Annotated in this window: 27 protein-coding genes and 1 tRNA gene; 17 read left to right on the top strand and 11 right to left on the bottom strand. The window is 61.2% G+C overall.

What is annotated here, in order from left to right; all coding sequences use genetic code 11:
* Positions 1-37 precede the first annotated feature (37 nt).
* On the top strand, positions 38-547 hold the full coding sequence (locus B3605_RS14560) for a hypothetical protein (RefSeq protein WP_296434682.1): 510 nt from the start codon (positions 38-40) through the stop codon (positions 545-547).
* 82 nt (positions 548-629) lie between these two features.
* Positions 630-1,568, top strand: a complete 939-nt coding sequence (locus B3605_RS14565; protein ID WP_296434684.1) for a restriction endonuclease — start codon at positions 630-632, stop codon at positions 1,566-1,568.
* A 43-nt stretch (positions 1,569-1,611) separates the two neighbouring features.
* On the opposite strand, the gene B3605_RS14570 is transcribed toward B3605_RS14565, so the two are convergent.
* The 3 genes from B3605_RS14570 to B3605_RS14580 all read right to left on the bottom strand — a co-directional run bounded on the left by B3605_RS14570 (position 1,612) and on the right by B3605_RS14580 (position 3,683).
* Complete coding sequence (locus B3605_RS14570; RefSeq protein WP_296434685.1) at positions 1,612-2,097, bottom strand: TIGR02391 family protein; 486 nt, start codon at positions 2,095-2,097, stop codon at positions 1,612-1,614.
* Positions 2,090-2,764 (bottom strand): DUF5343 domain-containing protein, encoded by a 675-nt coding sequence (locus tag B3605_RS14575; protein ID WP_296434688.1) that lies wholly within the window; start codon positions 2,762-2,764, stop codon positions 2,090-2,092. The genes B3605_RS14570 and B3605_RS14575 overlap by 8 nt, the downstream gene beginning before the upstream one ends.
* Positions 2,765-3,606: 842 nt before the next feature.
* Positions 3,607-3,683, bottom strand: a tRNA-Arg gene (locus B3605_RS14580).
* 171 nt (positions 3,684-3,854) lie between these two features.
* Here B3605_RS14580 and B3605_RS14585 point away from each other — a divergent pair.
* Positions 3,855-4,064, top strand: coding sequence for a hypothetical protein (locus tag B3605_RS14585; protein ID WP_296434690.1), 210 nt, complete (start codon positions 3,855-3,857; stop codon positions 4,062-4,064).
* A 48-nt stretch (positions 4,065-4,112) separates the two neighbouring features.
* A complete protein-coding gene (locus B3605_RS14590; protein WP_296434692.1) occupies positions 4,113-4,616 on the top strand; it encodes a hypothetical protein in 504 nt (167 codons plus the stop codon).
* Positions 4,617-4,674: 58 nt separating this feature from the next.
* Here B3605_RS14590 and B3605_RS14595 read toward each other — a convergent pair whose 3' ends face one another.
* The 3 genes from B3605_RS14595 to xylF form a co-directional block, all read right to left on the bottom strand.
* Positions 4,675-5,475 (bottom strand): ATP-binding cassette domain-containing protein, encoded by an 801-nt coding sequence (locus tag B3605_RS14595; RefSeq protein ID WP_026282772.1) that lies wholly within the window; start codon positions 5,473-5,475, stop codon positions 4,675-4,677.
* A 13-nt stretch (positions 5,476-5,488) separates the two neighbouring features.
* Entirely contained in the window at positions 5,489-6,799 is a 1,311-nt protein-coding gene (locus B3605_RS14600) for a sugar ABC transporter permease (protein ID WP_296434695.1), read from the bottom strand.
* Positions 6,800-7,051: 252 nt separating this feature from the next.
* Positions 7,052-8,092 (bottom strand): D-xylose ABC transporter substrate-binding protein, encoded by a 1,041-nt coding sequence (xylF, locus tag B3605_RS14605; protein ID WP_018897226.1) that lies wholly within the window; start codon positions 8,090-8,092, stop codon positions 7,052-7,054.
* Between the two features lie 229 nt (positions 8,093-8,321).
* On the opposite strand from xylF, the gene B3605_RS14610 reads away from it, so the two are divergent.
* Positions 8,322-9,536 (top strand): ROK family transcriptional regulator, encoded by a 1,215-nt coding sequence (locus B3605_RS14610; RefSeq protein ID WP_112943866.1) that lies wholly within the window; start codon positions 8,322-8,324, stop codon positions 9,534-9,536.
* Here the strand turns inward: B3605_RS14610 and B3605_RS14615 are convergent.
* Together B3605_RS14615 and iolG are read right to left on the bottom strand one after the other, a co-directional pair.
* Entirely contained in the window at positions 9,533-10,678 is a 1,146-nt protein-coding gene (locus B3605_RS14615) for an acyltransferase family protein (protein ID WP_112943867.1), read from the bottom strand. The genes B3605_RS14610 and B3605_RS14615 overlap by 4 nt on opposite strands.
* Before the next feature lie 307 nt (positions 10,679-10,985).
* The gene (gene iolG / locus B3605_RS14620) at positions 10,986-11,978 is read right to left on the bottom strand and encodes an inositol 2-dehydrogenase (RefSeq protein WP_112943868.1); all 993 of its coding nucleotides are present in this window, start codon (positions 11,976-11,978) and stop codon (positions 10,986-10,988) included.
* 167 nt (positions 11,979-12,145) lie between these two features.
* On the opposite strand from iolG, the gene B3605_RS14625 reads away from it, so the two are divergent.
* The gene (locus B3605_RS14625) at positions 12,146-12,412 is read left to right on the top strand and encodes a hypothetical protein (protein WP_112943869.1); all 267 of its coding nucleotides are present in this window, start codon (positions 12,146-12,148) and stop codon (positions 12,410-12,412) included.
* Here B3605_RS14625 and B3605_RS14630 read toward each other — a convergent pair whose 3' ends face one another.
* Complete coding sequence (locus B3605_RS14630) at positions 12,413-12,934, bottom strand: hypothetical protein (RefSeq protein WP_112943914.1); 522 nt, start codon at positions 12,932-12,934, stop codon at positions 12,413-12,415. It abuts the gene before it with no gap.
* A 74-nt stretch (positions 12,935-13,008) separates the two neighbouring features.
* A complete protein-coding gene (locus tag B3605_RS14635) occupies positions 13,009-14,040 on the bottom strand; it encodes a LysR family transcriptional regulator (protein ID WP_112943870.1) in 1,032 nt (343 codons plus the stop codon).
* 243 nt (positions 14,041-14,283) lie between these two features.
* On the opposite strand from B3605_RS14635, the gene chvE reads away from it, so the two are divergent.
* From chvE to B3605_RS14690, 11 genes are all read left to right on the top strand, one after another.
* Positions 14,284-15,348 carry a multiple monosaccharide ABC transporter substrate-binding protein gene (gene chvE, locus B3605_RS14640; protein ID WP_112943871.1) on the top strand — a complete coding sequence of 355 codons (1,065 nt, stop codon included), beginning with the start codon at positions 14,284-14,286 and terminating at the stop codon, positions 15,346-15,348.
* Positions 15,349-15,448: 100 nt separating this feature from the next.
* Positions 15,449-16,987: a multiple monosaccharide ABC transporter ATP-binding protein gene (gene mmsA / locus B3605_RS14645; protein WP_018897234.1), complete on the top strand. Its 1,539-nt coding sequence runs from the start codon at positions 15,449-15,451 to the stop codon at positions 16,985-16,987.
* The gene (mmsB, locus tag B3605_RS14650; RefSeq protein ID WP_112943873.1) at positions 16,984-18,192 is read left to right on the top strand and encodes a multiple monosaccharide ABC transporter permease; all 1,209 of its coding nucleotides are present in this window, start codon (positions 16,984-16,986) and stop codon (positions 18,190-18,192) included. The genes mmsA and mmsB overlap by 4 nt, the downstream gene beginning before the upstream one ends.
* Before the next feature lie 126 nt (positions 18,193-18,318).
* Complete coding sequence (araD1, locus tag B3605_RS14655) at positions 18,319-19,314, top strand: AraD1 family protein (protein WP_162725218.1); 996 nt, start codon at positions 18,319-18,321, stop codon at positions 19,312-19,314.
* A gap of 83 nt (positions 19,315-19,397) precedes the next feature.
* Complete coding sequence (locus tag B3605_RS14660) at positions 19,398-20,831, top strand: aldehyde dehydrogenase family protein (RefSeq protein WP_112943875.1); 1,434 nt, start codon at positions 19,398-19,400, stop codon at positions 20,829-20,831.
* Positions 20,832-20,894: 63 nt separating this feature from the next.
* Complete coding sequence (araD, locus tag B3605_RS14665; RefSeq protein WP_112943876.1) at positions 20,895-22,634, top strand: L-arabinonate dehydratase; 1,740 nt, start codon at positions 20,895-20,897, stop codon at positions 22,632-22,634.
* 144 nt (positions 22,635-22,778) lie between these two features.
* Entirely contained in the window at positions 22,779-23,033 is a 255-nt protein-coding gene (locus B3605_RS14670; protein WP_112943877.1) for a hypothetical protein, read from the top strand.
* 102 nt (positions 23,034-23,135) lie between these two features.
* Positions 23,136-23,609, top strand: coding sequence for a VOC family protein (locus B3605_RS14675; protein ID WP_018897240.1), 474 nt, complete (start codon positions 23,136-23,138; stop codon positions 23,607-23,609).
* A gap of 121 nt (positions 23,610-23,730) precedes the next feature.
* Entirely contained in the window at positions 23,731-23,949 is a 219-nt protein-coding gene (locus tag B3605_RS14680) for a hypothetical protein (RefSeq protein WP_296434711.1), read from the top strand.
* A gap of 63 nt (positions 23,950-24,012) precedes the next feature.
* A complete protein-coding gene (locus B3605_RS14685) occupies positions 24,013-24,888 on the top strand; it encodes a transglutaminase family protein (RefSeq protein WP_112943879.1) in 876 nt (291 codons plus the stop codon).
* 99 nt (positions 24,889-24,987) lie between these two features.
* Positions 24,988-25,872, top strand: coding sequence for a transglutaminase-like domain-containing protein (locus tag B3605_RS14690; RefSeq protein WP_112943880.1), 885 nt, complete (start codon positions 24,988-24,990; stop codon positions 25,870-25,872).
* Here the strand turns inward: B3605_RS14690 and B3605_RS14695 are convergent.
* Positions 25,826-26,148: transglutaminase-like domain-containing protein (locus tag B3605_RS14695; RefSeq protein ID WP_296434708.1), on the bottom strand; the 323-nt coding region annotated here is incomplete at its 5' end. The genes B3605_RS14690 and B3605_RS14695 overlap by 47 nt on opposite strands.

Here is a 26,148-nt window from a genome sequence, read left to right on the forward strand (position 1 = left end):
GATCAGACAACGTCTTCACGGATAAAGGAGAGACAGCGTGAACATCGAATTCATGACGACGGCCGAGCCGCAGACGGTCACCGGCTGGAAGGGCCTGAGCGACGCCGCCCACTTCGAGCGGCTGAAGACAGCACTGTTCCGGGCGAGGGGGCGCGCCCCCTTCGACCGGGCGGCTGCCGACCGTATCGTGGACGACCTCCGTCATGTTGCCTATCGACGTGGTCGCCAGGCCGCGGAGGTCTTCCAGTTTCTCGACCAGGACTTGATCGACACCGACGAAGACCTTTCGATGGCGCAGGACGACCTGAACCGGATGTCGAGGAATCTGCCGTTTCTGCGGGAGGTTACGGCGGTTGTCGAAGAAATCGAATCCATACGGGATGAGATGTCGGATGAAGCGCGAGTGTTCTTCGGGTGGCGACAGTACGCGGCGAAGTGGGCGTTTCCGAATCCTGTGTGGAGAGAGCTGCGGACGGCGTTTCAGGAGGGTCGGGATGACATCAAAGATGAAATGCCAAAGATCTACTGTCCGGTCTTTTCAAGGTAGACGCGCTGCGCATTTACTGCTGGAAACACCTTCGCAAATCGAACAGGGTTGTAGTCCATCGTTTCGCTTGTTTGGGAAAAGCATGCCTGCACTCGACTTCACAGAAATTCCCCCTGCACATGCCGGTTCCGTTCGCGATCAGTTCGAGCTCTTCGCCCGCGATGTCCTGGAATACTTTGGCTTCGAAACCGTCCGAGGACCAGACAGAGGTCCGGACGCAGGACGAGACCTGATCGTAAGGGATATCCGTACAGGTGCCAGCGGTAGCACCGTCATAGACTTCCTTGTATCATGCAAGCACAAGGCTCATTCCGGAAACTCAGTTTCGGAGAGCGAGGATCAGAACTTCCGTGACCGGATCGGAACGCATTCGTGTCAAGGGCTCATCGCCTTCTACTCGACAGTTCCTAGCGGCACGCTGGCCACTCACCTTGCCGAACTTAAGAAAAGCACCGAGGTTTTGATCTTCGATGCGGAGTCGATCGAGAAGCGGTTACTTGCTTCCCCTCCCGGCAGAGCCATCGCGGCGCGCTATTTTCCAAAGTCGTTTTCAAAGTGGGTCGTGGCGTCGCAGTACTCGCAGACAGAAGCTCCACCACGAGCCCTGCCGGTCTTCGACCGAATGTTTCTCAGGGAACCCCACAGCGATCTGCCGACTGCGAAGATCGAGGCACAATCCCGTGGCGTGCCCGTGTTTGCCGTGGTGTACGACCCCAACCACTCTCAACGCAGCAGGATCGACTATTGCCTCGGCACTTTCATGGAGTGGGAGACCACGAAACGCATGGTGGATGAAAACTTCGTACCTGCGGTCGGGCCTAGCACCGACGAGGCATTCCTATCTCTTGTTCCCTCTGACGATCCGCTAGAGGAATGCAGGCTTGTCATCTTCACACCAACTAAAACCTACCTGTCGGCTTCGACGTATGCCAACCCTCAGGTCGCACGTGGCTGGGTTCTAGCCGTGATAGAAGCGATAAGAGATGATCGAGACGCGGGCAAACGCACTGATGGCACGTGAAGTAGGTTGAGCGAAGCCAGCGAGTCCTATCTTCTTCTGAAACTCACGGGGCGGGTTCTACCCGCTCTTCCAAACGTCTCAGGAGTACCGACGCGAAGCTCAGATGATCGAGACACCGGTCGATGGGGTCTGTGCTGATCTCGTGTCCTCGCGGGTTTCTTATGGCAGACATCGCGCCCGCGAATATGTTCCTGTACCCGGCCTGTTCGTCGATCTCGCTCTGCGTGGACATTTCCGTCAGCCTGATTTTGGTATTCTTCTCGCCGAACGCCTTCATCATCAGGCTGTACCCGCTGTCGTCGACGCCCGAGATCGACTTGACTTGGCGGTCGATGAACTTGAACACTTCGAACGTTGCCTGCGAGTAGTGCCCGTCGTCGAAAAGCGCTTTCGCGACGTTTCCGATTGACGGATGTATGTTGCGTTCATCGAACGGATGCAACGCCTTCCCCTCGATCTGTGGCTCATCCACACCGAAGTTCACCGCCTTGCGTGCGATGTCCTCGAAGCGCCGGAAGTTCTCATTCATTTAGAAGGTTCGCCCTGATGCTGCGGAAGATGTTGTCGTATGTCTCTTGCGAGCCTTCGGCAGGAAGGTTGATCTCGATCCGGACGGTAAGGGCCATGTCCTTCCTGGACGAATACTCTCGCGTCGGAAGTGGCACTTCGATCTCTGGAGAAGGCTCCTTCATTTTGGCAGGCTTCGACTTGACCTGCTTGGCCGCGTTCGATGCCGGCTTCGCCTTTGCGCCGTTTGCCTGTTTTGTCTGCACCTGCTCGAATCCCGAGAGCGCGGCGAAGGCCTGGAACACGGACGCCTGGCGGTTGCCGATCGCTTCGCTGGTCTTGTCGGCTGTCCGGAAGTAGCCAACGAGCTTCTGCTTTGGCAGCGACCAGGCCTCCTCGCCGTACATTTCGAACAATTCGCCGTACGCCTCCATTACGAGTCCTTTGAACCTCTCCTCGAACTCGCCATCTGGCAGCACGAAGACGTCGTGACCGGCGTCCGTCCTCTTGCCTTCCTCGTCGATGACCTTGATGTGCTGCAGAGCATTGATGACATAGGACTCGTTGTTAGGGGCGATCTGGTACTTCTTCACGGTTTCGGAAGTGACCGTCGCCGGGAAGTTCTTGCGAAGAAAGCCGATCATCTGGGTGATGTTGCCACTTCCCGATATATAGGGATGCGATGCCATAGAGTGTCTCCAAGGACTCGTGATGACGCAAGATCCGTCTCGCAATCAATTCTTGTCAATCCTCGCAATATGCAGGGGCGCGGTTGTCCCCAAGGCAATCAGGGTGTTCACACTCGACGAGTCTTTCCCGAGGCAACGCGCGCCAACGTCGCTTTATCGGCTACTGGTGCGCTGAGGTCACAGATTGCGGACGCGCCGGCCGGATACCTGGACTGGGGCAGTCAGGCCACGGGCTAGCCCTTGAAGCCGTCCTTGCGCTTCAGAATGACGAAAAGGGGTTGCGAAACAATGGAATCGTGGCAATTACTGAATGTTGACATTAAGGTCCATTTCCTTAACGAATTCCACTCACCTTCGACTGCGGCCTTGACAAGAAACATCGAAGAAGTTGCTGGCAGCACGCGATGAAATACGTGGAACTTGCATTCTATCGATTTCGATCGCGCGGCGAGACTTTGTTTGCGGGTCTTTCTGCAAGTAATCGCATTAAGGTTTTCCGCGCTCTTCGGCGAAAAATACGAAATGACGGGCGGATTCGCCTCGACACGGGGGTCCGAGAACGGCTGCCGTTCGAACCCGTATGGTTAACAAAGGGTTTAAAACTGGCAGGGTAATCGGGTTCTGATGCGGAAGCTAACTCCTGCTCTGCTTCCTTGGCTCCCGCCGGGATGCTTGTCAGGGCAATCAGAGGAGGAGCCGATGGCAGAAGTCGGAAAGATTCGCGCTTCGAGGCGTGCCTGCAGGCGCACGCCTTCAGAAAAAGAGTCCACGCTTATGGGTTCACAGTCCACGCTTAGCGGTGTCTAGTCCGCGCTTATGTGGCGATGCAGATTTGAGGGGGATGGCGCACCCGACAGGATTCGAACCTGTGACCTTTGGAATCGGAATCCAACACTCTATCCAGCTGAGCTACGGGTGCATGCCTAAGGCGGTTTGAATCGCCTGTCCGATGCGAGGTTCTTAGCCTAGCTCGGCGCGTCCTTCAATCTCTCTCTGTCGAATTTCTTCGGCGTGTCGCGCTGCGGCGGTTTCTTTTTTTCGGTGCTGGCTTAAAGCTTCTCTATTCATTCATGTTTCTTTGGGGGATCTGATGAGTGAGGTGAGGGATTTGGCGCGCCGGGCGCGCATGGCGGGGCTTTCCGGCAATTTTCTGCAGGGACACGAGATTCTGGACCAAGCACAGGCGTTGGTGAGCGACGATCCTGTTGGGCAGGCGTCGATTGCGATCGAGCGGGGGCGGCTGCATAACTCCGCGGGATCGCGGCAGGATGCGCTTCCTTACTTTCTCAAAGCCTGGTAATTGGCGGAGGGCGCGGGGGACCATGACCTTGCGGTCGACGCGGCCCACATGATGGCGATCGCATCCGATCTGGCGGGAGCCGAGCATTGGACGCAGGTGGGGCTTGTGCGCGTTGCCGCCGGCGACGCGAGCGCGCACTGGGCCGGCATGCTGCACCACAATCTCGGCTGGACATATTTCGAGGCCGAGCGTTTCGATGAGGCGCTTGCATGCTTTCGTCGTGACGAGGCGGTGCGTGAGGCGGCGGGCACGGCCCAGACGCTGAAGGTTGCGCGTTACGCGGTGATCCGCACCCTTCGCGCCTTGCGCCGCTACGAGGAGGCAATCGCGCTTGGCGAGCAGGTGGTCGCGCTTGCCGATGCCGCCGACGATCAGGCGCCCTTCGTCTGCGAGGAGCTTGCCGAGTGCCATGCCGCGAGCGGCAATGCCGAGGCGAGCAGGGTGTTTGCCAGGCGTGCCCATGCCCTTCTTGCCGGCAATCCCGCTATGTCTCGCGATGAGCCGGCAAGGCTTGAGCGGTTGGCGGTCTTGGCCGGTATTGCGTCGCCCTGAAAGCAAAAGCCCGCCGGACTTTCGTTCGACGGGCTTTCTGTTTTTATTTCTCGGGCGATCACACCTGCATGGCGCCGGGGCCGGGGATGGCCTTGGGGGGGACCTTGCCGAGGATGATCATGCCGAGCACTTCGTCCTTGGTCACGTCCTCGGTGCGGGCGTGGCCCACCACCTGGCCGTTCTTCATGACGGAGACGCGGTCGGCGAGGTCGAAGACGTCGTGGATGTCGTGGCTGATGAGGAAGATGCCGATGCCTTCCTTCTTCAACTGCTTGATCAGCTCGCCCACCTGCGCCGTCTCCTGCGGCCCAAGCGCTGCCGTCGGCTCGTCCATGATCAGGATGCGGGCGTTGAAGAGGATGGCGCGGGCGATCGCAACCGATTGCCTCTGGCCGCCGGAGAGCGCCTTCACCGGCTCCTTGAAGCGGCGGAAGTTGGGGTTGAGGCGGCCCATCACCTCGCGGGTCGAGGCCTCCATGGCGACGTCGTCGAGCGTGCCCCACTTGGTGCGGATCTCGCGTCCCAGATAGAGGTTGGCGGCGGCGTCGACGTTGTCGGCGACGGCGAGCGTCTGGTAGATCGTCTCGATGCCGTATTTCTTGGCGTCGCGCGGGTTCTTGATATCGGCGGGTTCGCCGTCGATCATGATCTCGCCGCTGTCGCGCTTGTAGGCGCCCGAGAGGATCTTGATGAGCGTCGACTTGCCGGCGCCGTTGTGGCCGAGAAGGGCGACGACTTCGCCGGGGTAGAGATCGACCGAGGCATTGTCCACGGCGTGGATGCCGCCAAACGAGATCGAGATGTTCTTCAGTTCCACGAGAGGAGTGTTCGGGCTTGGGGAAGTGCGTTGATCAGTCATATCCAGGCTCCTCTTACTTCGACCGCGAGCGATAGACGGTGTCGAGCCAGACGGCAACGACGAGAACCGCGCCCACGACGACGTTCTGTATGGGGGTATCGACGTTTGCGAGACCCATGCCCGACTGCAGCGACTGCATGACGAGCGCGCCGAGCATGGCGCCGGCGATCGTGCCGGTGCCGCCGGCAAGCGACGTGCCGCCGATGACGGCCGCCGCGATGGTGTAGAGCTCGTAGGTCGTGCCTTGCGAGTTGGCGGCGGCGTTGAGGCGGGCGGTGGAGATCGCCGCTGCAACGGCTGCCAGGAAGCCCATCAGCGCGAAGATGCGCACCGTCACCCAGCGGGTCTTGATGCCGGCGAGCTCGGCTGCCTCAGGGTTGCCGCCAATCGCGAAGACATAGCGGCCGAAGCGCAGGCGGGTGGCGATGAAGGTCATGACGATGCCGACGAGAACGGCGATCAGCACCGGCACGGCGATGCCGTAGGAGATGAAGAGCCCCGTTTCCGGCCAGGCGACAGCGTTGGCTTCGGCGTATTTCTTGGCGATCGCCACCGGCCAGTAATAGATGGTCGAGACCCAGATGGCGCCGAGCACCAGCGCGCAGCCGAGAACAACAAGGAAATACTCGGCCCAGAGCGGCCGGCGCGGGAAGTTGAAGCGCTTGCGCTGGTGGCGCGAGCTGATGATGCCGACGATGATCAGCACGCAGGCGATCAGCCCGATGATCCAGCTCCATGTGGCGCCGACGGAGCCTTCGGCACCGCCGCCCATGATGCGGAAGGTGGTGTCGAGGGGGGCGACCGTCTGGCCCGATGTCACGTACCAGGCAAGGCCGCGCCAGGCGAGGAAGCCGCCGAGCGTGACGATGAAGGAGGGGACACCCAGGAAGGCGATGATGACGCCCTGGAAGAGACCGATCAGCGTGCCGGCGATCAGCCCGCAGATCAGCGTGATCAGCCAGGTCCAGGAATTGTCGAAGCCGAGATATTGCGGCAGGAACTTCGCCTGGACGACGCCCATGATCATGGCAACGAGGCCGAGCATCGAGCCGATCGACAGGTCGATGTTGCGGGTGACGATGACGAGCACCATGCCGGTCGCGAGAACCGCGATCTCGGTGGTCTGGACCGAGAGGTTCCAGAGGTTGCGCGGCGTCAGAAACAGCCCGCCGGTGTAGAGATGAAAGCCGATCCAGATGACCAGCAGCGCCGCGACCATGCCGAGCAGGCGCGTGTCGATCTCGGTTGCGCGCAGGAAGCGCGTGAAAGGGTTACCCTCCGCCGAGCGCGGATGGCTCGATGAGGATTGCGTGATGTTTGCCATGGGTTTGCCGTTTCCCCCATTGTTTGGGCTCTGGCGCGGGCGCCCGAAAGCCCTTGCCGAGGTGCCCTGTTCTTCAAATCGACCACCGAGAGACTTCCGAAGCGGCCGCGTGGGGCGCGGCATCGTTGCGGCAGGGAATCAAAGCGTTCGCGGTGCGTTGCGAGGCGGGGAGCGCTTCATTGGGGCTCCAGCCGCATCCGGCGCCGCGGCGAGATCGCCACGGCGCCGGTGTGTTGGCTCAGCTGGCGAGGATTAATCGCAAGCCTTGACGCTGCCGGCCTTTACGCCCTGGCAAGCTTCAGCCTTGGTGATCCAGCCTGCGTCGATGACGACGTTCAGGTTGTCCTTGGTGATCGCCTGCGGCTTCAGGAAGATGGACTGCATCTTCACCTTCTTCGGACCACCTTCGAAGGCGGTTACGCCGTCGATCTTGTCCATGGTCTTGCCGCCGGCGAGGTCGAGCGCGATTTCAGCAGCGCGCTTGCCGAGTTCGCGGCTGTCCTTCCAGACGGAAACAGTCTGGGTGCCGAGCGCGATGCGGTTCAGAGCTGCCTTGTCGGCGTCCTGGCCGGAGACCGGAACGGTGCCTGCCATGCCCTGTGCGTCGAGAGCAGCAACCGCGCCGCCGGCCGTGCCGTCGTTGGAAGCAACAACGGCGTCGACCTTGTTGTTGTTGGCGGTCAGGAACTGTTCCATGTTGCGCTGGGCATTCTGCGGCAGCCAGCCGTCGGTGTAGGCTTCGCCGACGTTCTTGATCTTGCCCGCGTCAACGGCAGCCTTCAGCACTTCCATCTGGCCAGCGAACAGGAAGTCCGCGTTCGGGTCGGAAGAGGAGCCCTTGATGAAGACGTAGTTGCCTTCAGGCTTGACCTTGAACACGCCTTCAGCCTGCAGGCGGCCGACTTCCTTGTTGTCGAAGGTGATGTAGAAGGCGGCCGGATTTTCGATCAGGCGGTCGTAGCCGACGACAGGAATGCCTTCAGCGGCGGCCTTTTCGATGGCCGGGCCGATTGCGTCGGAGTCCTGCGCGAGAACGATGAGGGCGTTGGCGCCCTGCGAGATCAGCGATTCAACGTCGGTCAGCTGCTTTGCGGCGGACGACTGGGCGTCTGCGGAGATGTACTTGGCGCCCTTGGCTTCAAGCGCCTTCTTGATGGCGGCTTCGTCGGTCTTCCAACGCTCTTCCTGGAAGTTGGACCACGACACGCCGACCACGAGGTCTGCTGCCATTGCGGCGGTATGCACCGATACGAGGATGGCAGCACCTGCCATCAGCTTCAAAACATGCTTCATAATATCCTCCCGAATAGAATGCGGCCAGCCCCAGCCAGTGGTTCCTCCGGCCGCCGCGATGTGCTGTCGGGAAAGGTTTTCATTATTTTCTCGACAGTCGAGAAATTAAGTGTCAGAGATTTTTTCAACTGTCAACACCGCACTACCGGTGAATGATCTCTCACGTGGAGGTTGTTGGAGATGCGGTGTGAACGAGGGGTGGAATGCACGCGGGAATAGGGCGGCCTTCATGCTGACCAGATCGAGCACGGAACTGGTGCGCCAGCGCAACAGCGTGCTGGTGCTTGCCGCGCTGAGGCGTCATGGCGCGCTTTCCCATACCGAAATAGCTGATTTCACCGGACTTTCCTCCGCCACGATTTCGGCGATTACCGCCGATCTCGAGAAGGGCGAGGTGATCGAGAAGTCCGAGCAGCAGGCGGCGAGCGGCAGGGGGCGTCCGCGCGTGCAGTTTCGCCAGAGGCGCGACAGCGGCTATCTGATCGTCGTCATCATTTCGTCGGATGGCGTGCAATATTCGCTGGTGGATTATGCGGGTACGCTGATCGACCGGTTCGGCGAAGACCGGTCGCATGATCCCGATGGCGCGGCTCGATTCGCGGATGCTGTTGGGGAGGGGCTGGAGCGGCTGCTTGAGCGCTCGCGGCTATCGCGGGACAAGATCAAGCTGATCTCGATCAGCAGCAAGGGGCTGGTGAGCTCGGATGATGCCGTGCTCCTGTGGTCGCCGATCTTCGGCAGCGACCGGATCGATTTCGAGGCGGCGCTGAGGCCTGCGTGGCAGGCGAAGATCATCCTCGACAACGAGACGCTGCTGGTTGCCGCAGCCCTTGGCGCGCGCGAGGATGCGGGCAATCCCGACGGGCTGCGGTCGCTGGCGGCCTTGTCGCTGGGTCACAGCATCGGGCTCGGGATCGTCCGCAATGCGGGGCCGGCCGAGCGGGAGATCTCGGCGCCCAATTTCGGGCACATGCTGCATGTGGCCAATGGCGGGCTTTGTCGGTGCGGGAGCAGGGGGTGCATCGAGGCCTATGCCGGGTTCTACGCGATCCTGCGCATGGCCTTCGAAGTGCCTGATGACACGATCCCGGCGAAGTTCGTGCCCGTCGGCGAGCTGGACAAGATCGCGGCGCGGGCGCGCCAGGGACACCGGATGTCGGCCTTCGCCTTCCGGCAGGCGGGGCTGGCGCTCGGAAACGGGCTGTCGCGGCTGCTCAGCCTCACCGAGCGGATGCCGGTTGCGATCACCGGGCCCGGCACGCGCTATTACGATCTGCTGAGGCCCGGGATCGAGGAGGGGCTTGCCCAGTCGCACATGGTGCGCATGCAGGGCATGCCAGAGCTGCGCGTCGTGTTCGACGAGCCGCTTCTGGTGTTCGAGGGGCATCTCAACCGGGCGCTGTCGGTCATCGACGGCGATATTGTCCAGGGCGGGCTCGGCTAAGCCGCCGACGCCCGGCGCCTGGTGAGCGTCCTGCCGATCTTCTGCCCCTGCATCTCGATGAACCTGTGTCCCAGCGCCGAGAGCGTATAGACGATCGGGATGGTGATTATTATCGAGAGCAGGAAGCGCTGGAAGTCGCTGATGTCGTGGCCATGCGCCTTGATCAGATAGGCGATGACGGGCTGAATGACCAAGAGGTGGATCAGATAGGCGCCGAAGGAGAGTTCGCCGAGCTCGTGGCAGAACTTGTTGCCCATGAAATCGGAAATCCGGTTCAGCGGGTTTGCCAGCGGGCGCGGCAGATGGGCGTGGAAGATCAGCGCGAAGAAGGCGACAACGAGCCCGAGGCGCACGACTTCGCGCATGACGGTCATGCCGCCGCCGATCGGGATCGCCACGAAGGCCAGCGCCAGGAGGAAGTGAGCAAAGGCTCTTCCGCTTCGGGCATTGAGTGCGCCGGCGAGCAGCATGCCTGATGCGAAGACGTGCATCTTCAGCGGCAGGAAGGCCGGCATCGGGAAGTTGATGCCGACAAGGCGGAGCGCCATGGCGATCGCGACGCCGGCGACAACCACGCCGATGCTCCCGCGCAGCCAGCCGAGCCGGTGGATGAAGAGCATCAGGAAGGGCAGGGCGGCGTAGAACTGTATTTCGAGGCTGATGCTCCAGTCCGGCAGCGGCGTGCGGAAGGCGTGCGCCGGCGAGAGGCCGAAGAGGAAGCTCACATGCAGCAGCACGTTCTCAAGGCTGCCATCGAGATAGCGCTCGGGCTGCTGAGGGGTAACCTCAAGGAAATGATCGATCACCATGCGGCTGTCGAAAATGACGGGGCCGAGCGCGATGGCGATCGCCAGCATCACGTAATAGAGCGGTGCGATGCGGAAAAAGCGGCGGGTCCAGAAATTCGACCATGTCGAGATCTCCGACCACGGCTCCTTTTCCTGGCGGAGCTGATAGTGAAACACCATCAGGAAGCCGGAGAGCATTATGAAGAGATCGACGCCGAGATCGGGATCGCCGATCAGCGGCAGATGCCATCCGGTGAGCAGCATCGCGTGCCCGATCAGCACCCATAAAGCGGCAATGCCACGCAAGCCATCGAGGCTGCCAATTCGCCCGGAAGAGCCCGAAATATCCGCCATCTATTGGTCACTCGGTTCGTCGGAAGCGGCATGAATGGCCGGAAAATCGAGCGAATCCAATGGTGATTCATATGCTGTACGCGCTGTAACACATGTCGGGCATGCGAAAAATTCGCTAATATACGAACGCAACCAATACACTTGCGAGCGCCGCGCGAGGGTGCGTTTTGTGATCGAACCAGGCGAATGTTACAGGCGGCGTCAGAGGGCAGGAGCGGTGACGGCGACAGCGCCAGCGGCAAAAACGAGAAATGGCCGGATCGGGCCCCGGCCATCTCCTATGTGGCTTTCGGTCGGGAGAAAACCGTCAGCCGATCTTGATCAGCTTGCCTTCCTTGACGGACTGGACGGCCGCGTCGGCGAGCACGAGGGCCGCGAGGCCATCGGCGCCCGAGGGGGAAATCTTGGCGCCCTTTTCGATGGCGGCGATGAAGCTTGCGATCTCGTTGGCATAGGCTTCGGTGTAGCGGGTCATGAAGAAGTCGTGCAGCGGCGGGCGGGTATAGCCTTCGCCATTGGCGACTTCGATCGAGACGGCGCGCTGGTTTTCGGCCGAGACCATGCCCTTGGAGCCGTGCACCTCGATGCGCTGGTCGTAGCCATAGGTGGCGCGGCGGGAGTTGGAGATGATCGCCTGCTTGCCCGACTTGGTCTGCAGGATGACGGAAACGCTGTCGTAATCGCCGGCTTCACCGATCGCCTTGTCGACGAGGACGGCGGCGGTTGCGGTGACGGCGACCGGCTCTTCGCCGAGCAGGAAGCGGGCCATGTCGAAATCGTGGATCGTCATGTCGCGGAAAATGCCGCCGGAGCGCTTGATGTAATCGACCGGCGGGGCGCCCGGATCGCGCGAGGTGATTGTCACCATCTCGACGTCGCCGATGCGGCCGTCGTCGATGGCATGGCGCACGGCCATGAAGTGCGGGTCGAAGCGGCGGTTGAAGCCGACCATCAGCTTGCCCTTGGTCTCTTCCACGACCTTGATGCAGGCCTTGACGCGCTCGACGGAGAGATCGACGGGCTTCTCGCAGAAGATCGCCTTGCCTGCGCGGGCGAAGCGCTCGATCAGGTCGGCGTGGGTGTCGGTCGGCGTGCAGATGACGACCGCGTCGATATCGCTGGCGGCTTCGATCGCCTCGATGGTGCGAACTTCGCAGCCGTAGGCGGATGCGATGGCGTTGGCGGCCTCGGGAAAGGCGTCGGCGACGGCAACGAGCCTTGCATTGGCATCGCCGCTGACCGCCTTGGCGTGAACCTTGCCGATACGACCGGCGCCGAGAAGACCAAATCTGACTGTCATGAAAACCTCCCTTGAATTCGGCCCTCCCTCTCGCGGAATGGATGGGCCGAAATTATCTCCTTGTGGAATTTTCATTCCATTTTATCCGCGCGTCGTCAAGGCCGTGGGCCTTTCACATTTCAAGAAACCATCTTAAAGACACGTAACAGTTCATATGTGGGAATGAGATGCAGCTGATCGATCCAAACCATCCGGCCTACCGCGCGCTGTGGGTGCGCGTTCTCATCGTCGCGGTCTGCTTCGGCTGGACCGGGGTCGAGGCCTTGTGGGGCGATCCCTTCTGGGCGGTGCTGGCGGCCGGCGCCGGCGCTTATGCCGCTTACGTGCTGCTCTGGTCCTACAAGCCGGCAGACGCTGCCGAAGAAAAAGCGGCTGTCGAGGACAAGACGGCCGAGCCTGCCGAGACACAGGATGCTCCCAAGAACGACGCGTAATCAGCGTCTGGCGCTTCTCGTCTTGCGGCGGATCGCTTCGTCGATCAGCTGATTGGCGATCGTCATGCGCTTGGTGGCGTTGTCGCGAAACAGCGGGTGGACGCGATCGGGATGATTGGCCTTGGCGAAGCCGCGTCGCTTGTCGCTGAGGTTCTGGACTGTGTCGTTCGCCGAGATCGCCAGTTCGGCGGCGATCTCAGACAGCGCCGTGCGGGCGAGGTGCTCCGGCATGACCGGTTCGGGTTCGATTTCGGGGAGTGGCTCGGCCACGGGCTCGGGCGAGGGCTCGGGCGGCGGAGCAGCGTCGGTTGCCTCTCGCGGCGTTTCGAATTCCAGATTGTCGAAATAGGCTTGGCCGGGCCGCGCCGAGGGTGCGGATACGCCCTCCATCACGTCGAAGGCAAGACTGGTCGTGAAGCCGGGCATGCGGTGCGAGACGGGAGCGGCCTCTTCGATAGCTTCGCCATCCTCTTCCTTCAGGCGATCGAGCACCGACTGGAACAGCGATTGTCCGAATAGCATGGAGCCTCCCTTGCGCGAATGCGCATAGAACGCGACCAACATGGCGTGGGGCTTGTGAGGCCCCATCCAAACAGTCAGGTCCCGCCCTTCCGGCTTTCGGCCAGCACCAGATCGTAAAGCAGCCGCGCGCTCGGGGGCAGGGCGCGTTCCCTTGCGGTGATCAGGCTGTAGGGCCTGACGTTGATCTCGAAATCGATCGGCAGCACGCGCACATCCGAGGCGCGCGAGCGCTGTGCCGCCAGGAAGTGGGCGACGTCGATGGCGATCGGGGCGATCGCGTCGGTCTGGCAAATGATCGCGCAGGTGAGCAGCAGAGACGAGGTGTTGACGATATTCTCTGGCACGGCAACGCCGCGCGACAAGAACATGTCCTCGATCGTGCGTCTCAATAATGTGCCGGGCGGCTGGAAGACCCAGTCATAGTCCGTCAGGTCGGCCATGGTGGCCACGCCCTTCTGTAACAGGGGGTGTCCGCTGCGCACGATCAGGCAGGCGCGCTCGACGCCGATCTCCTGCACCTCGAAAAGTCGCGGGTTGAGATCATCCGGGATGCGGCTGATGACGAAGTCGTGGCGGGCGGCGAGCAGTTCGCGTGCAAGCACGTTGCTGGTCTCGACCTGAATGTTGACCTCGATGCCGGGAAGCGCCGTGCGGATCTGCTTGATGGCGGGGACGACGAGGCTCATGGCGGGGGCCGTCACCGCGCCGATGAAGACTGATCCGCCCTTGCCGGATCTGAGCTCGGCGATCTCGCGGCTTGCCTCCCTGAGTTCCAACATGATCTTGCGCGCACGCCTTGCGAGTGCCTCGCCGAAGGTGGTCAGCACCACGCCACGGGCAACGCGCTCATAAAGCGGAGTCTTAACAATGGTCTCCATTTCCGACAGCATTCGCGACGCGGCGGGCTGTGAAATGTTAAGTGCTTCGGCAGCCGCCGAAATCTGGCCGCTATCTTCGATTGCGACGATCATGCGCAGGTGATTCAGCTTGAGTCCCGACCGCAGAAGGCCGTCATCCCCAAAAATCTCTGTCTGTATATCCACGTTCTCTAATGCCACATGCCCTGAATTGCTCGACATGGTTGCAGCCTCCCCACTGCTCTCCATCAAAAGTAATACTTTTTAACGATATACCAAATTTGTTATGCCTTTTGCCACTTATTCTATTTGACAGTTATAGGAATCCATACCAGTTTGCCGCCGTGTGCTGGTTGGCACTCAACACGTGTGAGAGCGTGGAGGAGACCTACTTCGTTTCTCGCTATTGAAGTATTATCCAATACGAAACCCGCCACAGTTCGGGGTGGGCGAGGAGATCGCCCGCGCATTTATTAACTTAGGGAGAGAGAGATGAAATCCATTATCTCATTGATGGCAGCTGCCGCGTTCGGCGTTGCTTCGTTCGTTATGCCGGCTGTTGCCGCTGACAAGGGTCTCGTCGGTATTGCTATGCCGACCAAGTCGTCCGCTCGCTGGATCGACGACGGCAACAACATCGTCAAGCAGCTCCAGGACGCCGGTTACACGACCGACCTGCAGTACGCAGACGACGACATTCCGAACCAGCTGTCTCAGATCGAGAACATGGTCACGAAGGGCGCGAAGGTTCTCGTCATCGCTTCGATCGACGGCACCACGCTGTCGGACGTGCTGCAGAAGGCTGCTGACGCCGGTATCAAGGTTATCGCTTACGACCGCCTGATCCGCGATTCGGCCAACGTCAGCTACTACGCAACCTTCGACAACTTCCAGGTCGGCGTTCTTCAGGCCGGCACGATCGTCGACAAGCTCGGCCTCAAGGACGGCAAGGGCCCGTTCAACATCGAGCTCTTCGGTGGTTCGCCTGACGACAACAACGCCTTCTTCTTCTACGATGGCGCAATGTCCGTCCTGCAGCCTTACATCGACTCGGGCAAGCTCGTCGTAAAGTCCGGCCAGACCGGCATGGACAAGGTCGGCACGCTGCGTTGGGACCCGGCAACGGCCCAGGCTCGCATGGACAACCTGCTGTCGGCTAACTACACCGACGCCAAGGTTGACGCCGTTCTGTCGCCTTACGATGGTCTGTCCATCGGCATCATCTCCTCGCTCAAGGGCGTAGGCTATGGTTCTGGCGATCAGCCGCTCCCGGTCGTTTCCGGCCAGGACTCGGAAGTTCCTTCCGTCAAGTCGATCATCGCAGGCGAGCAGTATTCCACGATCTTCAAGGATACCCGCGAACTGGCGAAGGTTACCGTTGCCATGGTTGATGCCGTCATGTCCGGCAAGGAGCCTGAAGTCAACGACACCAAGACCTACGACAACGGCGTAAAGGTCGTTCCGTCCTACCTGCTGAAGCCGGTTGCCGTCACCAAGGAGAACTACAAGACCGTTCTCATCGACAGCGGCTACTACAAAGAAGACCAGCTGAAGTAATCTGACGAACGCCGGAATCCGCGCTTGTGCGCGCGGGTTCCGGTTTCCGATTTTTAGAACGCCAGGCCGATCTTACGGCCACGGCGCTGGAATTTTGATCATGGAAAATACACTCCTCGAAATGCGGAACATCACCAAGACGTTCCCGGGCGTAAAAGCGCTCGAGAATGTGAACCTCAAGGTTCGCCAGGGTGAGATACACGCAGTTGTGGGGGAAAACGGGGCCGGCAAGTCGACCCTGATGAAGGTTCTTTCCGGTGTCTACCCCTCGGGCACCTATGATGGGGAGATCTTCTACGACGGCGACGTCCGCAATTTCAAAGTCCTGAAGGACTCCGAAGAAATCGGCATCGTCATCATTCACCAGGAACTGGCGCTCGTACCGCTGCTCTCGATCGGGGAAAACATCTTCCTCGGCAACGAGAATGCGAAGAGCGGCGTCATCAGCTGGGAAACCACCTTCAACCGCACCAAGCAGCTGCTTGCCAAGGTGGGCCTGCGCGAATCTCCGAACACGCTCGTGACCGACATCGGTGTCGGCAAGCAGCAGCTCGTCGAAATCGCCAAGGCTCTGTCCAAGAGCGTCAAGCTGCTCATTCTCGATGAACCGACCGCGTCGCTCAACGAAAGCGATTCCGATGCGCTGCTGAACCTCCTGATGGAGTTCCGCAAGCAGGGCATCACGTCGATCATCATCTCGCACAAGCTCAACGAGATCCGCAAGGTCGCCGACCAGATCACCGTTCTGCGCGACGGCATGACCGTCAAGACGATGGACTGTCACAAGGAAGAGATCAGCGAGGACACCATCATCAGAAACATGGTGGGCCGCGATCTCGAAGACCGCTATCCGCCACGCTCGGTGCCGATCGGCGAAACCATCTTCGAAGTGAAGAACTGGAACGCGTTTCACCAGCAGCATCGCGACCGCCAGGTTCTGCACGACATCAACATCAACGTCCGCAAGGGCGAGGTGGTCGGCATCGCCGGCCTGATGGGTGCCGGCCGTACCGAGTTCGCGATGAGCGTGTTCGGCAAGGCTTATGGCCACAAGATCACCGGCGAAGTCTATGTCGACGGCAAGCAGGTGGACACCAGCACCGTTCGCAAGGCGATCGATGCGGGTCTCGCTTACGTGACCGAAGACCGCAAGCATCTCGGTCTCGTGCTCGCCGACAACATCATGCACAACACGTCGCTCGCCAATCTGGCGGGGATTTCGAACAGCACCGTCATCGACGGCATCAAGGAAAGCAGGGTCGCGACCGACTATCGGTCGAAGCTGCGTATCCGCTCGTCGGGCATCTACCAGGAGACGGTGAACCTCTCGGGCGGGAACCAGCAGAAGGTGGTTCTGTCCAAGTGGCTGTTCTCCGATCCCGACGTGCTGATCCTCGACGAGCCGACCCGCGGTATCGACGTGGGTGCAAAATACGAAATTTATACTATCATCAACCAGCTTGCTGCCGATGGAAAAGGCGTTCTGATGATCTCGTCGGAAATGCCGGAACTGCTTGGCAACTGCGACCGCATCTATGTGATGAACGAAGGTCGCATCGTCGCTGAACTGCCGAAGGGCGAAGCGAGCCAAGAAACCATCATGCGCGCCATCATGCGCTCTGGGGAGAAGAAACAATGACTCCTGTCAACCCGACCAGTCACGAGGAAAGCAACGTCGTTTCCGTCGTCGATTACATCCGCGGCAACATTCGTGAATACGGCATGCTCATCGCGCTCGTCGCGATCATGGTGTTCTTCCAGTTCTACACCGGCGGCATCCTGTTCAAGCCGGTCAACCTGACCAACCTCGTTCTCCAGAACTCGTTCATCGTCATCATGGCGCTCGGCATGCTGCTGGTCATCGTGGCCGGCCATATCGACCTTTCGGTCGGCTCCATCGTCGCCTTCGTCGGCGCGCTGGCGGCTATCTTCACCGTCTCCTGGGGCATGAATTTCTGGCTCGCGGCCTTGCTTTGTCTCGCGATCGGCGGCGTCATCGGCGCGGCGCAGGGCTATTTCATCGCCTATCATCGCATCCCGTCGTTCATCGTGACGCTGGCCGGCATGCTGGTGTTCCGCGGTCTGACGCTGACGGTTCTCGGCGGCAAGAACATCGGACCGTTCCCGAAGGAATTCCAGGTCATCTCCACCGGCTTCCTGCCTGGCGACATGGTCGACATCTTCGGCACGCCGACGCAGATCACCTCGCTGGTGCTCAGTGTCATCCTGCCGGTCATCCTGTTCTACCTCGCATGGCGTCGCCGCAAGGTGAACGAGAGCCATGGCATCGACGTCGAGCCGATGGGCTTCTTCGTCGCGCAGAACGTCATCATCTCGCTGGCGATCGTGGCGCTCGGCTACCTGCTGTCGACCTATCGCGGCCTGCCGAACGTTCTCATCGTCATGCTCGTGCTGATCGCGGCCTACAGCTTCGTCACCCGCCGCACGACGATCGGCCGCCGCATCTACGCCATGGGCGGCAATGAAAAGGCCACCAAGCTCTCTGGTATCAACACCGAGCGCCTGAGCTTCTTCACCTTCGTCAACATGGGCGTTCTCGCCGGTCTCGCCGGCATGATCGTGGCGCTTCGCCTGAACTCGGCAACACCGAAGGCTGGCGTTGGCTTCGAGCTCGACGTCATCGCGGCCTGCTTCATCGGCGGTGCTTCGGCATCCGGCGGCGTTGGCAAGATCACCGGTGCCGTCATCGGCGCGTTCATCATGGGCGTCATGAACAACGGCATGTCGATCGTCGGTCTCGGCATCGATTTCCAGCAGATGGTCAAGGGTCTCGTGCTGCTCGCAGCCGTCTTCTTCGACGTCTACAACAAGAACAAGGGCTAAGCGCTTCGGCGCTGCCCACCTATTTGCAGTGACTTGAATTCGCAGTGACATGAACTTGTAATCCGGCTCCCTCGGGAGCCGGAACGGCGGAGCACATTCCGCGCAATGGAAAAAAGGATGAAGACCGTGCTTATTTCGCAGATCAAGGGTTCGAACGGAGAGATCGTCGTCGCCGTGCGCGAGCCAGGCGGTACCGCGAAAGCCGTCAACAATGCCGGCAGCGTCTATGCGCTCGCCATGGAAGCCGCAAACGGTGGCAAGTCGCTCGCATCGGTAATCGAGGCGCATGGCATGGGCGAAGCCGTCGATCTCGAAAAGGCTTATGCCGAAGGCCGTTTCCTGGCCCCGATGACGCATCCTGACGCCGCGCACCTGCATCTGACGGGCACGGGCCTGACGCATCTCGGCTCTGCCGCGACGCGCGACAGCATGCACAAGAAGACCTCCGAGGCCGCGGAAGAGACGCTGACGGACTCAATGAAGATGTTCAAGATGGGCCTCGAGAACGGCAAGCCGAAGGCCGGCGAAAAGGGCGTTCAGCCCGAGTGGTTCTACAAGGGCAACGGCTATGGTGCCGCCGCTCCTGGCGCCGCACTCGTCTCCCCATCCTTTGCGCTCGACGGCGGCGAAGAGCCCGAAATGGCCGGCATCTACGTGATCGCTAAGGACGGCACGCCGTTCCGTATCGGTTTCGCGCTCTCCAACGAGTTTTCCGACCACGTCACCGAGCGCCAGAATTATCTCTATCTCGCGCATTCCAAGCTGCGTCCGGCAAGCTTCGGCCCCGAGATCCGCATCGGCGCGGCACCTGAGGATATCCGCGGCACCTCGCGCATCAAGCGCGGCGACAAGGTGATCTTCGAGAAGCCCTTCCTGTCGGGTGAGGCGAACATGTCGCACACCTTCGCCAACCTCGAATACCACCACTTCAAGTATGGCCTGTTTCGCGTCCCCGGCGACGTTCACGTCCACATGTTCGGCACGGCGACGCTGTCGTTTGCCGAAGGCATCAAGACGGAAGAGGGCGACGTGTTTGAGATCGAGGTTGCGGAATTCGGCCTGCCGCTGCGCAATCCGCTGAAGATCGACGCCGAAGAAGAGATCGTCGTCAAGCAGCTTTGATTTCTCAGCTCTGGTTTCTAGGGCTCGGCGCATTGGCTGTCGGGCCAGTCTTTCATAAGCGGTAAAGGAGGCTTGCAGGGCCCATGACCATTTATCAGAACCTGATCGCCGGCGAGTGGATCGGCTCGGACGCCACCAAGAACATCAACCCGTCGGATACGAACGAAGTCGTCGGCCTCTATGCCGATGGTTCGGCCGAGGACACCAAGAACGCGATTGCCGCCGCCAAGGCCGCTTTCCCGGCCTGGTCGCGCTCCGGCATCTGGGAACGCCACGTCATCCTGAAGAAAACAGGCGACGAGATCATGGCGCGCAAGGACGAGCTCGGCGCGTTGCTTGCCCGCGAAGAGGGCAAGACGCTTCCCGAAGCGATCGGCGAGACCATCCGTGCCAGCCAAATCTTCGAATTCTTCGCAGGCGAAGTGCTGCGCCTTGCCGGCGAAACCATCCCGTCGGTACGCCCGAACATTGGCGTCGAGATCACCCGTGACCCGCTGGGCGTCATCGGCATCATCACGCCCTGGAACTTCCCGATCGCCATTCCGGCCTGGAAGATCGCGCCGGCGCTCTGCTACGGCAACACCATCGTCTTCAAGCCGGCCGAGCTGGTTCCGGCCTGCTCCTGGGCGATCGTCGATATCCTGCATCGTGCGGGATTGCCGAAGGGTGTCCTGAACCTCGTCATGGGCAAGGGCTCGGTCGTCGGCCAGGCCATGCTCGACAGCCCCGATGTCGCCGGCATCACCTTTACCGGCTCCACCGGCACGGGAAAACGTGTCGCCGCCGCTTCGCTTGAGCATAACCGCAAGTTCCAGCTGGAAATGGGCGGCAAGAACCCGATGGTCGTTCTTGACGACGCCGACCTCAACGTCGCCGTCGAAGCCGCCGCCAATTCCGGCTTCTTCTCGACCGGTCAGCGCTGCACGGCGTCCTCGCGCCTGATCGTCACCGAAGGTATCCACGACAAGTTCGTGGCAGCGCTTACGGCCAAGCTCGAGACGCTGATCGTCGACAACGCGATGAAATCAGGCACGCATATCGGCCCCGTGGTCGATGAGAAGCAGCTGAAGACCGACACCGACTATATCGAGATCGGCAAGAAGGAAGGCGCCAAGCTTGCCTTTGGCGGCGAACTCCTGAAGCGCGACACGCCCGGCTTCTACCTGCAGCCGACGCTGTTTACCGAAGCCACGAACCAGATGCGCATCTCGCGCGAGGAGATCTTCGGACCCGTCGTCTCGGTCATCCGCGTCAAGGATTATGAAGAGGCGCTGGCGACCGCCAACGACACGCCGTTCGGCCTGTCCTCGGGCATCGCGACGACCAGCCTCAAGCATGCGACGCACTTCAAGCGCAACGCCGAGGCCGGTATGGTGATGGTCAACCTGCCGACGGCAGGGGTCGATTTCCACGTTCCGTTCGGTGGCCGCAAGGGCTCTTCCTACGGCCCGCGCGAGCAGGGCAGGTACGCCGCTGAATTCTACACAACGGTCAAGACCAGCTACACGCTGGCTTAACGGACAACTGGTGATCCGGGTCGTCGCGAGGACATCCGGCATCCCCCAAAAAGGCAGAAGAAAATGTTCAAGAAAGCGGAATGGCCGCGCAAGCTTCGATCGCAGGAATGGTACGGCGGCACCAGCCGTGACGTCATCTATCACCGCGGCTGGATGAAGAACCAGGGTTACCCGCACGACCTGTTCGACGGACGCCCTGTTATCGGCATCCTCAACACCTGGTCGGACATGACGCCGTGCAACGGCCATCTGCGCGAACTGGCGGAGAAGGTGAAGGCCGGTATCTGGGAGGCCGGCGGCTTCCCGATGGAAGTTCCGGTCTTCTCCGCATCCGAAAACACCTTCCGCCCGACCGCGATGATGTACCGCAACCTGGCGGCGCTCTCGATCGAGGAAACCATCCGCGGCCAGCCGATGGACGGCTGCGTGCTGATGGTCGGCTGCGACAAGACCACGCCGTCGCTCTTGATGGCGGCCGCCTCCGTCGATCTGCCGTCGATCGTCGTCACCGGCGGCCCGATGCTGAACGGCTACTTCCGCGGCGAGCGCGTCGGCTCCGGCACACACCTCTGGAAGTTCTCCGAAATGGTGAAGGCCGGCGAGATGACGCAGGCCGAGTTCCTCGAAGCCGAGGCTTCGATGAGCCGTTCGTCGGGCACCTGCAACACCATGGGCACCGCGTCGACGATGGCGTCGATGGCCGAAGCCCTCGGCATGGCGCTTTCGGGCAATGCCGCGATCCCTGGTGTCGATAGCCGCCGCAAGGTGATGGCGCAGCTCACCGGCCGCCGCATCGTGCAGATGGTCAAGGACGACCTGAAGCCTTCCGACATCATGACCAAGCAGGCCTTCGAAAACGCCATTCGCACCAACGCGGCGATCGGCGGTTCGACCAATGCCGTCATCCATCTGCTGGCCATGGCCGGCCGCGTCGGCATCGACCTGACGCTCGACGACTGGGACCGTTGCGGCCGCGACGTGCCGACGATCGTCAACCTGATGCCATCGGGCAAGTACCTCATGGAAGAGTTCTTCTATGCGGGCGGCCTGCCTGTCGTCATGAAGCGCCTCGGCGAAGCCGGTCTGCTGCACAAGGATGCGCTGACCGTTTCGGGCGAGACCATGTGGGAAGAGGTCAAGGACGTCGTCAACTGGAACGAAGACGTCATCCTGCCGGCCGAAAAGGCGCTGACGCAGTCGGGCGGCATCGTCGTTCTGCGCGGCAACATGGCGCCGAAGGGTGCCGTCCTGAAGCCGTCTGCCGCTTCGCCGCATCTGCTCACGCATCGCGGTCGCGCCGTGGTGTTCGAGGATATCGACGACTACAAGGCCAAGATCAACGACGACAATCTCGACATTGACGAGACCTGCGTCATGGTCATGAAGAACTGTGGTCCGAAGGGCTACCCGGGCATGGCCGAAGTCGGCAACATGGGTCTGCCTCCGAAGGTGCTGAAGAAGGGCATCACTGATATGGTGCGCATCTCGGATGCCCGCATGTCCGGCACCGCCTATGGCACGGTCGTTCTGCACACCTCGCCGGAAGCCGCCGTCGGCGGTCCGCTCGCCGTCATCAAGAACGGCGACATGATCGAGCTCGACGTGCCGAACCGCCGCCTGCATGTCGATATCTCCGATGAAGAGATGGCGCGCCGCCTGGCCGAGTGGAAGCCGCAGCACGAACTGCCGACATCAGGCTATGCGTTCCTGCACCAGCAGCACGTCGAAGGTGCCGACACCGGCGCCGACCTCGACTTCCTCAAGGGATGTCGCGGCAGCGCGGTTGGCAAGGACAGCCACTAAGCGATCGTTTCGATCGAGCGAATTGGCGAGAGGCGGGGCGAAAGCTCCGCCTTTTCCGTATCTGGGAGCTGCGAAGCTTATAGTTAAAGATTTAATAAAATCGTGCTAGCTTGACCTCGCACTGCAATGACGACGAGGCCAGACATGCGCAAGCCCGCGCCGAAAACCACTCACCACGACGCCGACGGGACCGAGACCGAAGACAATCGCCAGCTGGTGAACCGTCTGCTCGAGAACGCGCAGCGGGAGGTGAGGGCGGAGGCGCCTGCTGTTGTCGAAGAAGCCCGCGAGACGCGCCATTCGGTGCTCGAAATTGCCGTCCTCGTCTGCTTCATCCCGTTCTACTGGCTCTACTCGCTGGCGACCCGCCGCACGGCTGAGCAATACGAGAGCCTCTGAGCTCGCCTTAACGATCCGCTCCCAAGCGACCATTACGCTGGTCAACTGATATCGCTGCCTTATGTGTCCTGACATAGGCAACGAACGCGGGAGGAGCGCGTAATGGCAAAGAACACGATCTGCGTATGGTACGACAAGGATGCGGAGGAGGCAGCGCGCTTCTACGCGAAGACGTTTCCTGACAGCTCCGTCGGGAAGATCACGCGTGCACCGGGAGACTATCCCTCGGGCAAGGAGGGGCAGGTGCTCGTGGTCGAGTTCACCGTCGCCGGTGTTGCCTGTATCGGCCTCAATGGCGGCCCCGTCTTCAAGCACAACGAGGCTTTCTCGTTCCAGATCTCCACCGAGGATCAGGAAGAGACCGACCGCTACTGGAACGCGATCGTCGGCAATGGCGGCGAGGAGAGCGCCTGCGGTTGGTGCAAGGACAAATGGGGCGTATCATGGCAGATCACGCCGCGCGTGCTGACGGAGGCGATGAACGCCGGCGGCGCCGAGGCCAAGCGCGCATTCGATGCGATGATGGACATGGGCAAGATCGACGTCGCGGCAATCGAGGCTGCCCGCCGGGGCTGAGCGATTGCTGGGCGACCCCAGCCAAATTTCTTCTCCAGACCGCCCGTTCTCAGGAACGAAACGGGCGTCCTGCCGTTATCGCCGCAGGAGAGCGTCAATGCCAGGAGTGCGGAAATTGATTGTGCTGAGCGCGTTCAACATCGATGACAGCGGCGCTCTGGTGCACGCGTTTGAACCGCGCCGGATGAAGGGCGAGGACACGGCTGTCTATGTGGCCGAAACGATGGTCAACGACTATGCCGGCGTGGTCGTCTGGTGCCGCGAGGCCAATGTCGCGGTCGGCGAGCAGGGGCCATCGATCATTCTTTTCCAGTCGGGGCAGGTGCCCGAATTCGATTAGAGCGTGGATTACTAGAGTTGGAGTAGCAAGGCGCCCGTCCGGACCGTGGCGGGCGAGGGCAGCATGACCGTATATTCCGTCAGGCACATCACCCAATACAGCTACAAGCGCCCGGTCACCTTCGGCCAGCACCGGGTGCTGTTTCGCCCGCGTGACAGCTTCGACCAGCGGCTGCTCGACGCGACGATGGTGGTCGAGCCGACGCCCGCGCGAGTGCGCTGGATCCACGACGTGTTCGGCAATTGCATCGCGCTGGTGGATTTTAAGGGCGCGTCCGATCATCTCCGCTTCGAGACAAATATCCGACTGGATCATACGCCCGAGGTGCCCGTCGAGTTCGAGATGGACAGCGAGGCTTTGACCTATCCTTTCTCCTATGAAGAAGACGAACTTCCCGATCTCAGCTGCACCATCGCCCGCTCCTATGACGATCCCGAGGGGGCGGTGGCGCACTGGGCGCGGCAGTTCACCGGCGCGGGGACTTCGGTGCAGACCGGGCATATCCTGATGACGCTGTGCTTTTCGATCCGTCAGAGCTTCGTCTATGCGCGCCGCGTTGAGAGGGGCACGCAGACACCCCTGGAGACGCTGCAGCGGCGGCAGGGGACGTGCCGGGATTTCGCGCTTTTGATGATGGAGGCGGCGCGGTCTCTGGGGTTCGCCGCGCGCTTCGTCACGGGATACATCTACGTGCCTGATCGCGACGGATCGCGCACGCTTGGCGGCGGGTCGACGCATGCGTGGTGCCAGGTCTATCTGCCGGGCGCGGGCTGGGTGGAGTTCGATCCGACCAACGGCATCGTCGGCAATCAGGACCTCATCCGCGTCGGCGTCGCCCGCGACCCACACCAGGCGATCCCGCTCTGGGGGAGCTACGACGGCACCAGCGACGACTTCGGCGACATGCTCGTGCAGGTCAATGTGACCACCGAGACATGATGCCGTGAACCGGCGTCCGAGCGTGGAACCGATCGCTGCCGGTGACGTTCCCTGAAAGCGCGCCAATGCCGCCGCGCCGCTTTTCGAGAAGGAACGATCATGAAGATCCATGCCGGTTTCACGATAGGCTATGAGTGCGTGCAACCGACGCCGATGCTTCTCACCCTCAACATCCATCCCTCGAGACGGGTCGATCTCTTGACCGAGCAGGTGCTGGAGTTCGACCAGCCGATCGAAGCCTGGGGCTACACCGACGATTTCGGCAATGCCTGCACCCGTATCGTCGCGCCGGCGGGGATCACCACCATCTCGACCAGCTTCGACATTTACGACAGCGGCCAGCCTGATGTGATACCCCTTGAAGCCGTGCAGCACGAGATCAAGGACCTGCCCGACGAAGTCCTGGTTTTCCTGCTCGGAAGCCGCTACTGCGACACGGATCGGCTTGCCGATTTCGCCTGGGAGACCTTCTCGGCCACCGCGCCCGGATGGACCCGCGTGCAGGCAATCACCGATTTCGTGCACGGGCACATCCGCTTCGACTACATGAACGCCGATCTCCTGCGCACCGCGCATGGCGGCTACACCGACAGAACCGGCGTGTGCCGGGATTTCGCGCATCTGGCGATCACGCTTTGCCGCTGCATGAACATTCCCGCGCGCTATTGCACCGGCTATCTCGGCGATATCGGGGTGCCCAAGGACCCGGCACCGATGGATTTCAGCGCATGGTTCGAGGTCTATCTCGGCGGTCACTGGCACACGGTGGATGCGCGCCACAACACCCCGCGCATCGGCCGCATCCTGATGGCGACCGGCCGCGATGCCACCGATGTCGCGATCTCCACGGCGTTCGGCCCGGCGCGGCTGGCGCAGTTCGAGGTCGTTACCGATGAGATCGCCGCGGGCGATACCCTGCCGCCGATGCCGTTGATTTCTAGCTCTGGGACTGGCTCTGAGATTGCCCCTGGTCCGCGACCTTGACGATCACCTGCAGCTTTTCGCCCGGCGTGCCGATGCGCATGCCGGAGACGGGCGCTGCGTCCTTGTAAGACAGGCCGCTGGCGATACGGACATAGCGCTCGTCCGGGCAGATCTTGTTGGCGGGATCGAAGCCGACCCAGCCGAGACCCGGAATATGCGCTTCGGCCCAGGCATGGGTTGCCGCCTGCTCGATCTTTTCTTCCATCATCAGATAACCGGAGACATAGCGCGCGGGAACGCCGAGCGCATGGGCGGCGGCGGCGAAGATATGGGCGT

Origin of the sequence: Rhizobium sp. UBA1881, assembly GCF_002338015.1 — a bacterium.
In the GTDB taxonomy this organism is placed as follows: Bacteria; Pseudomonadota; Alphaproteobacteria; order Rhizobiales; family Rhizobiaceae; genus Rhizobium.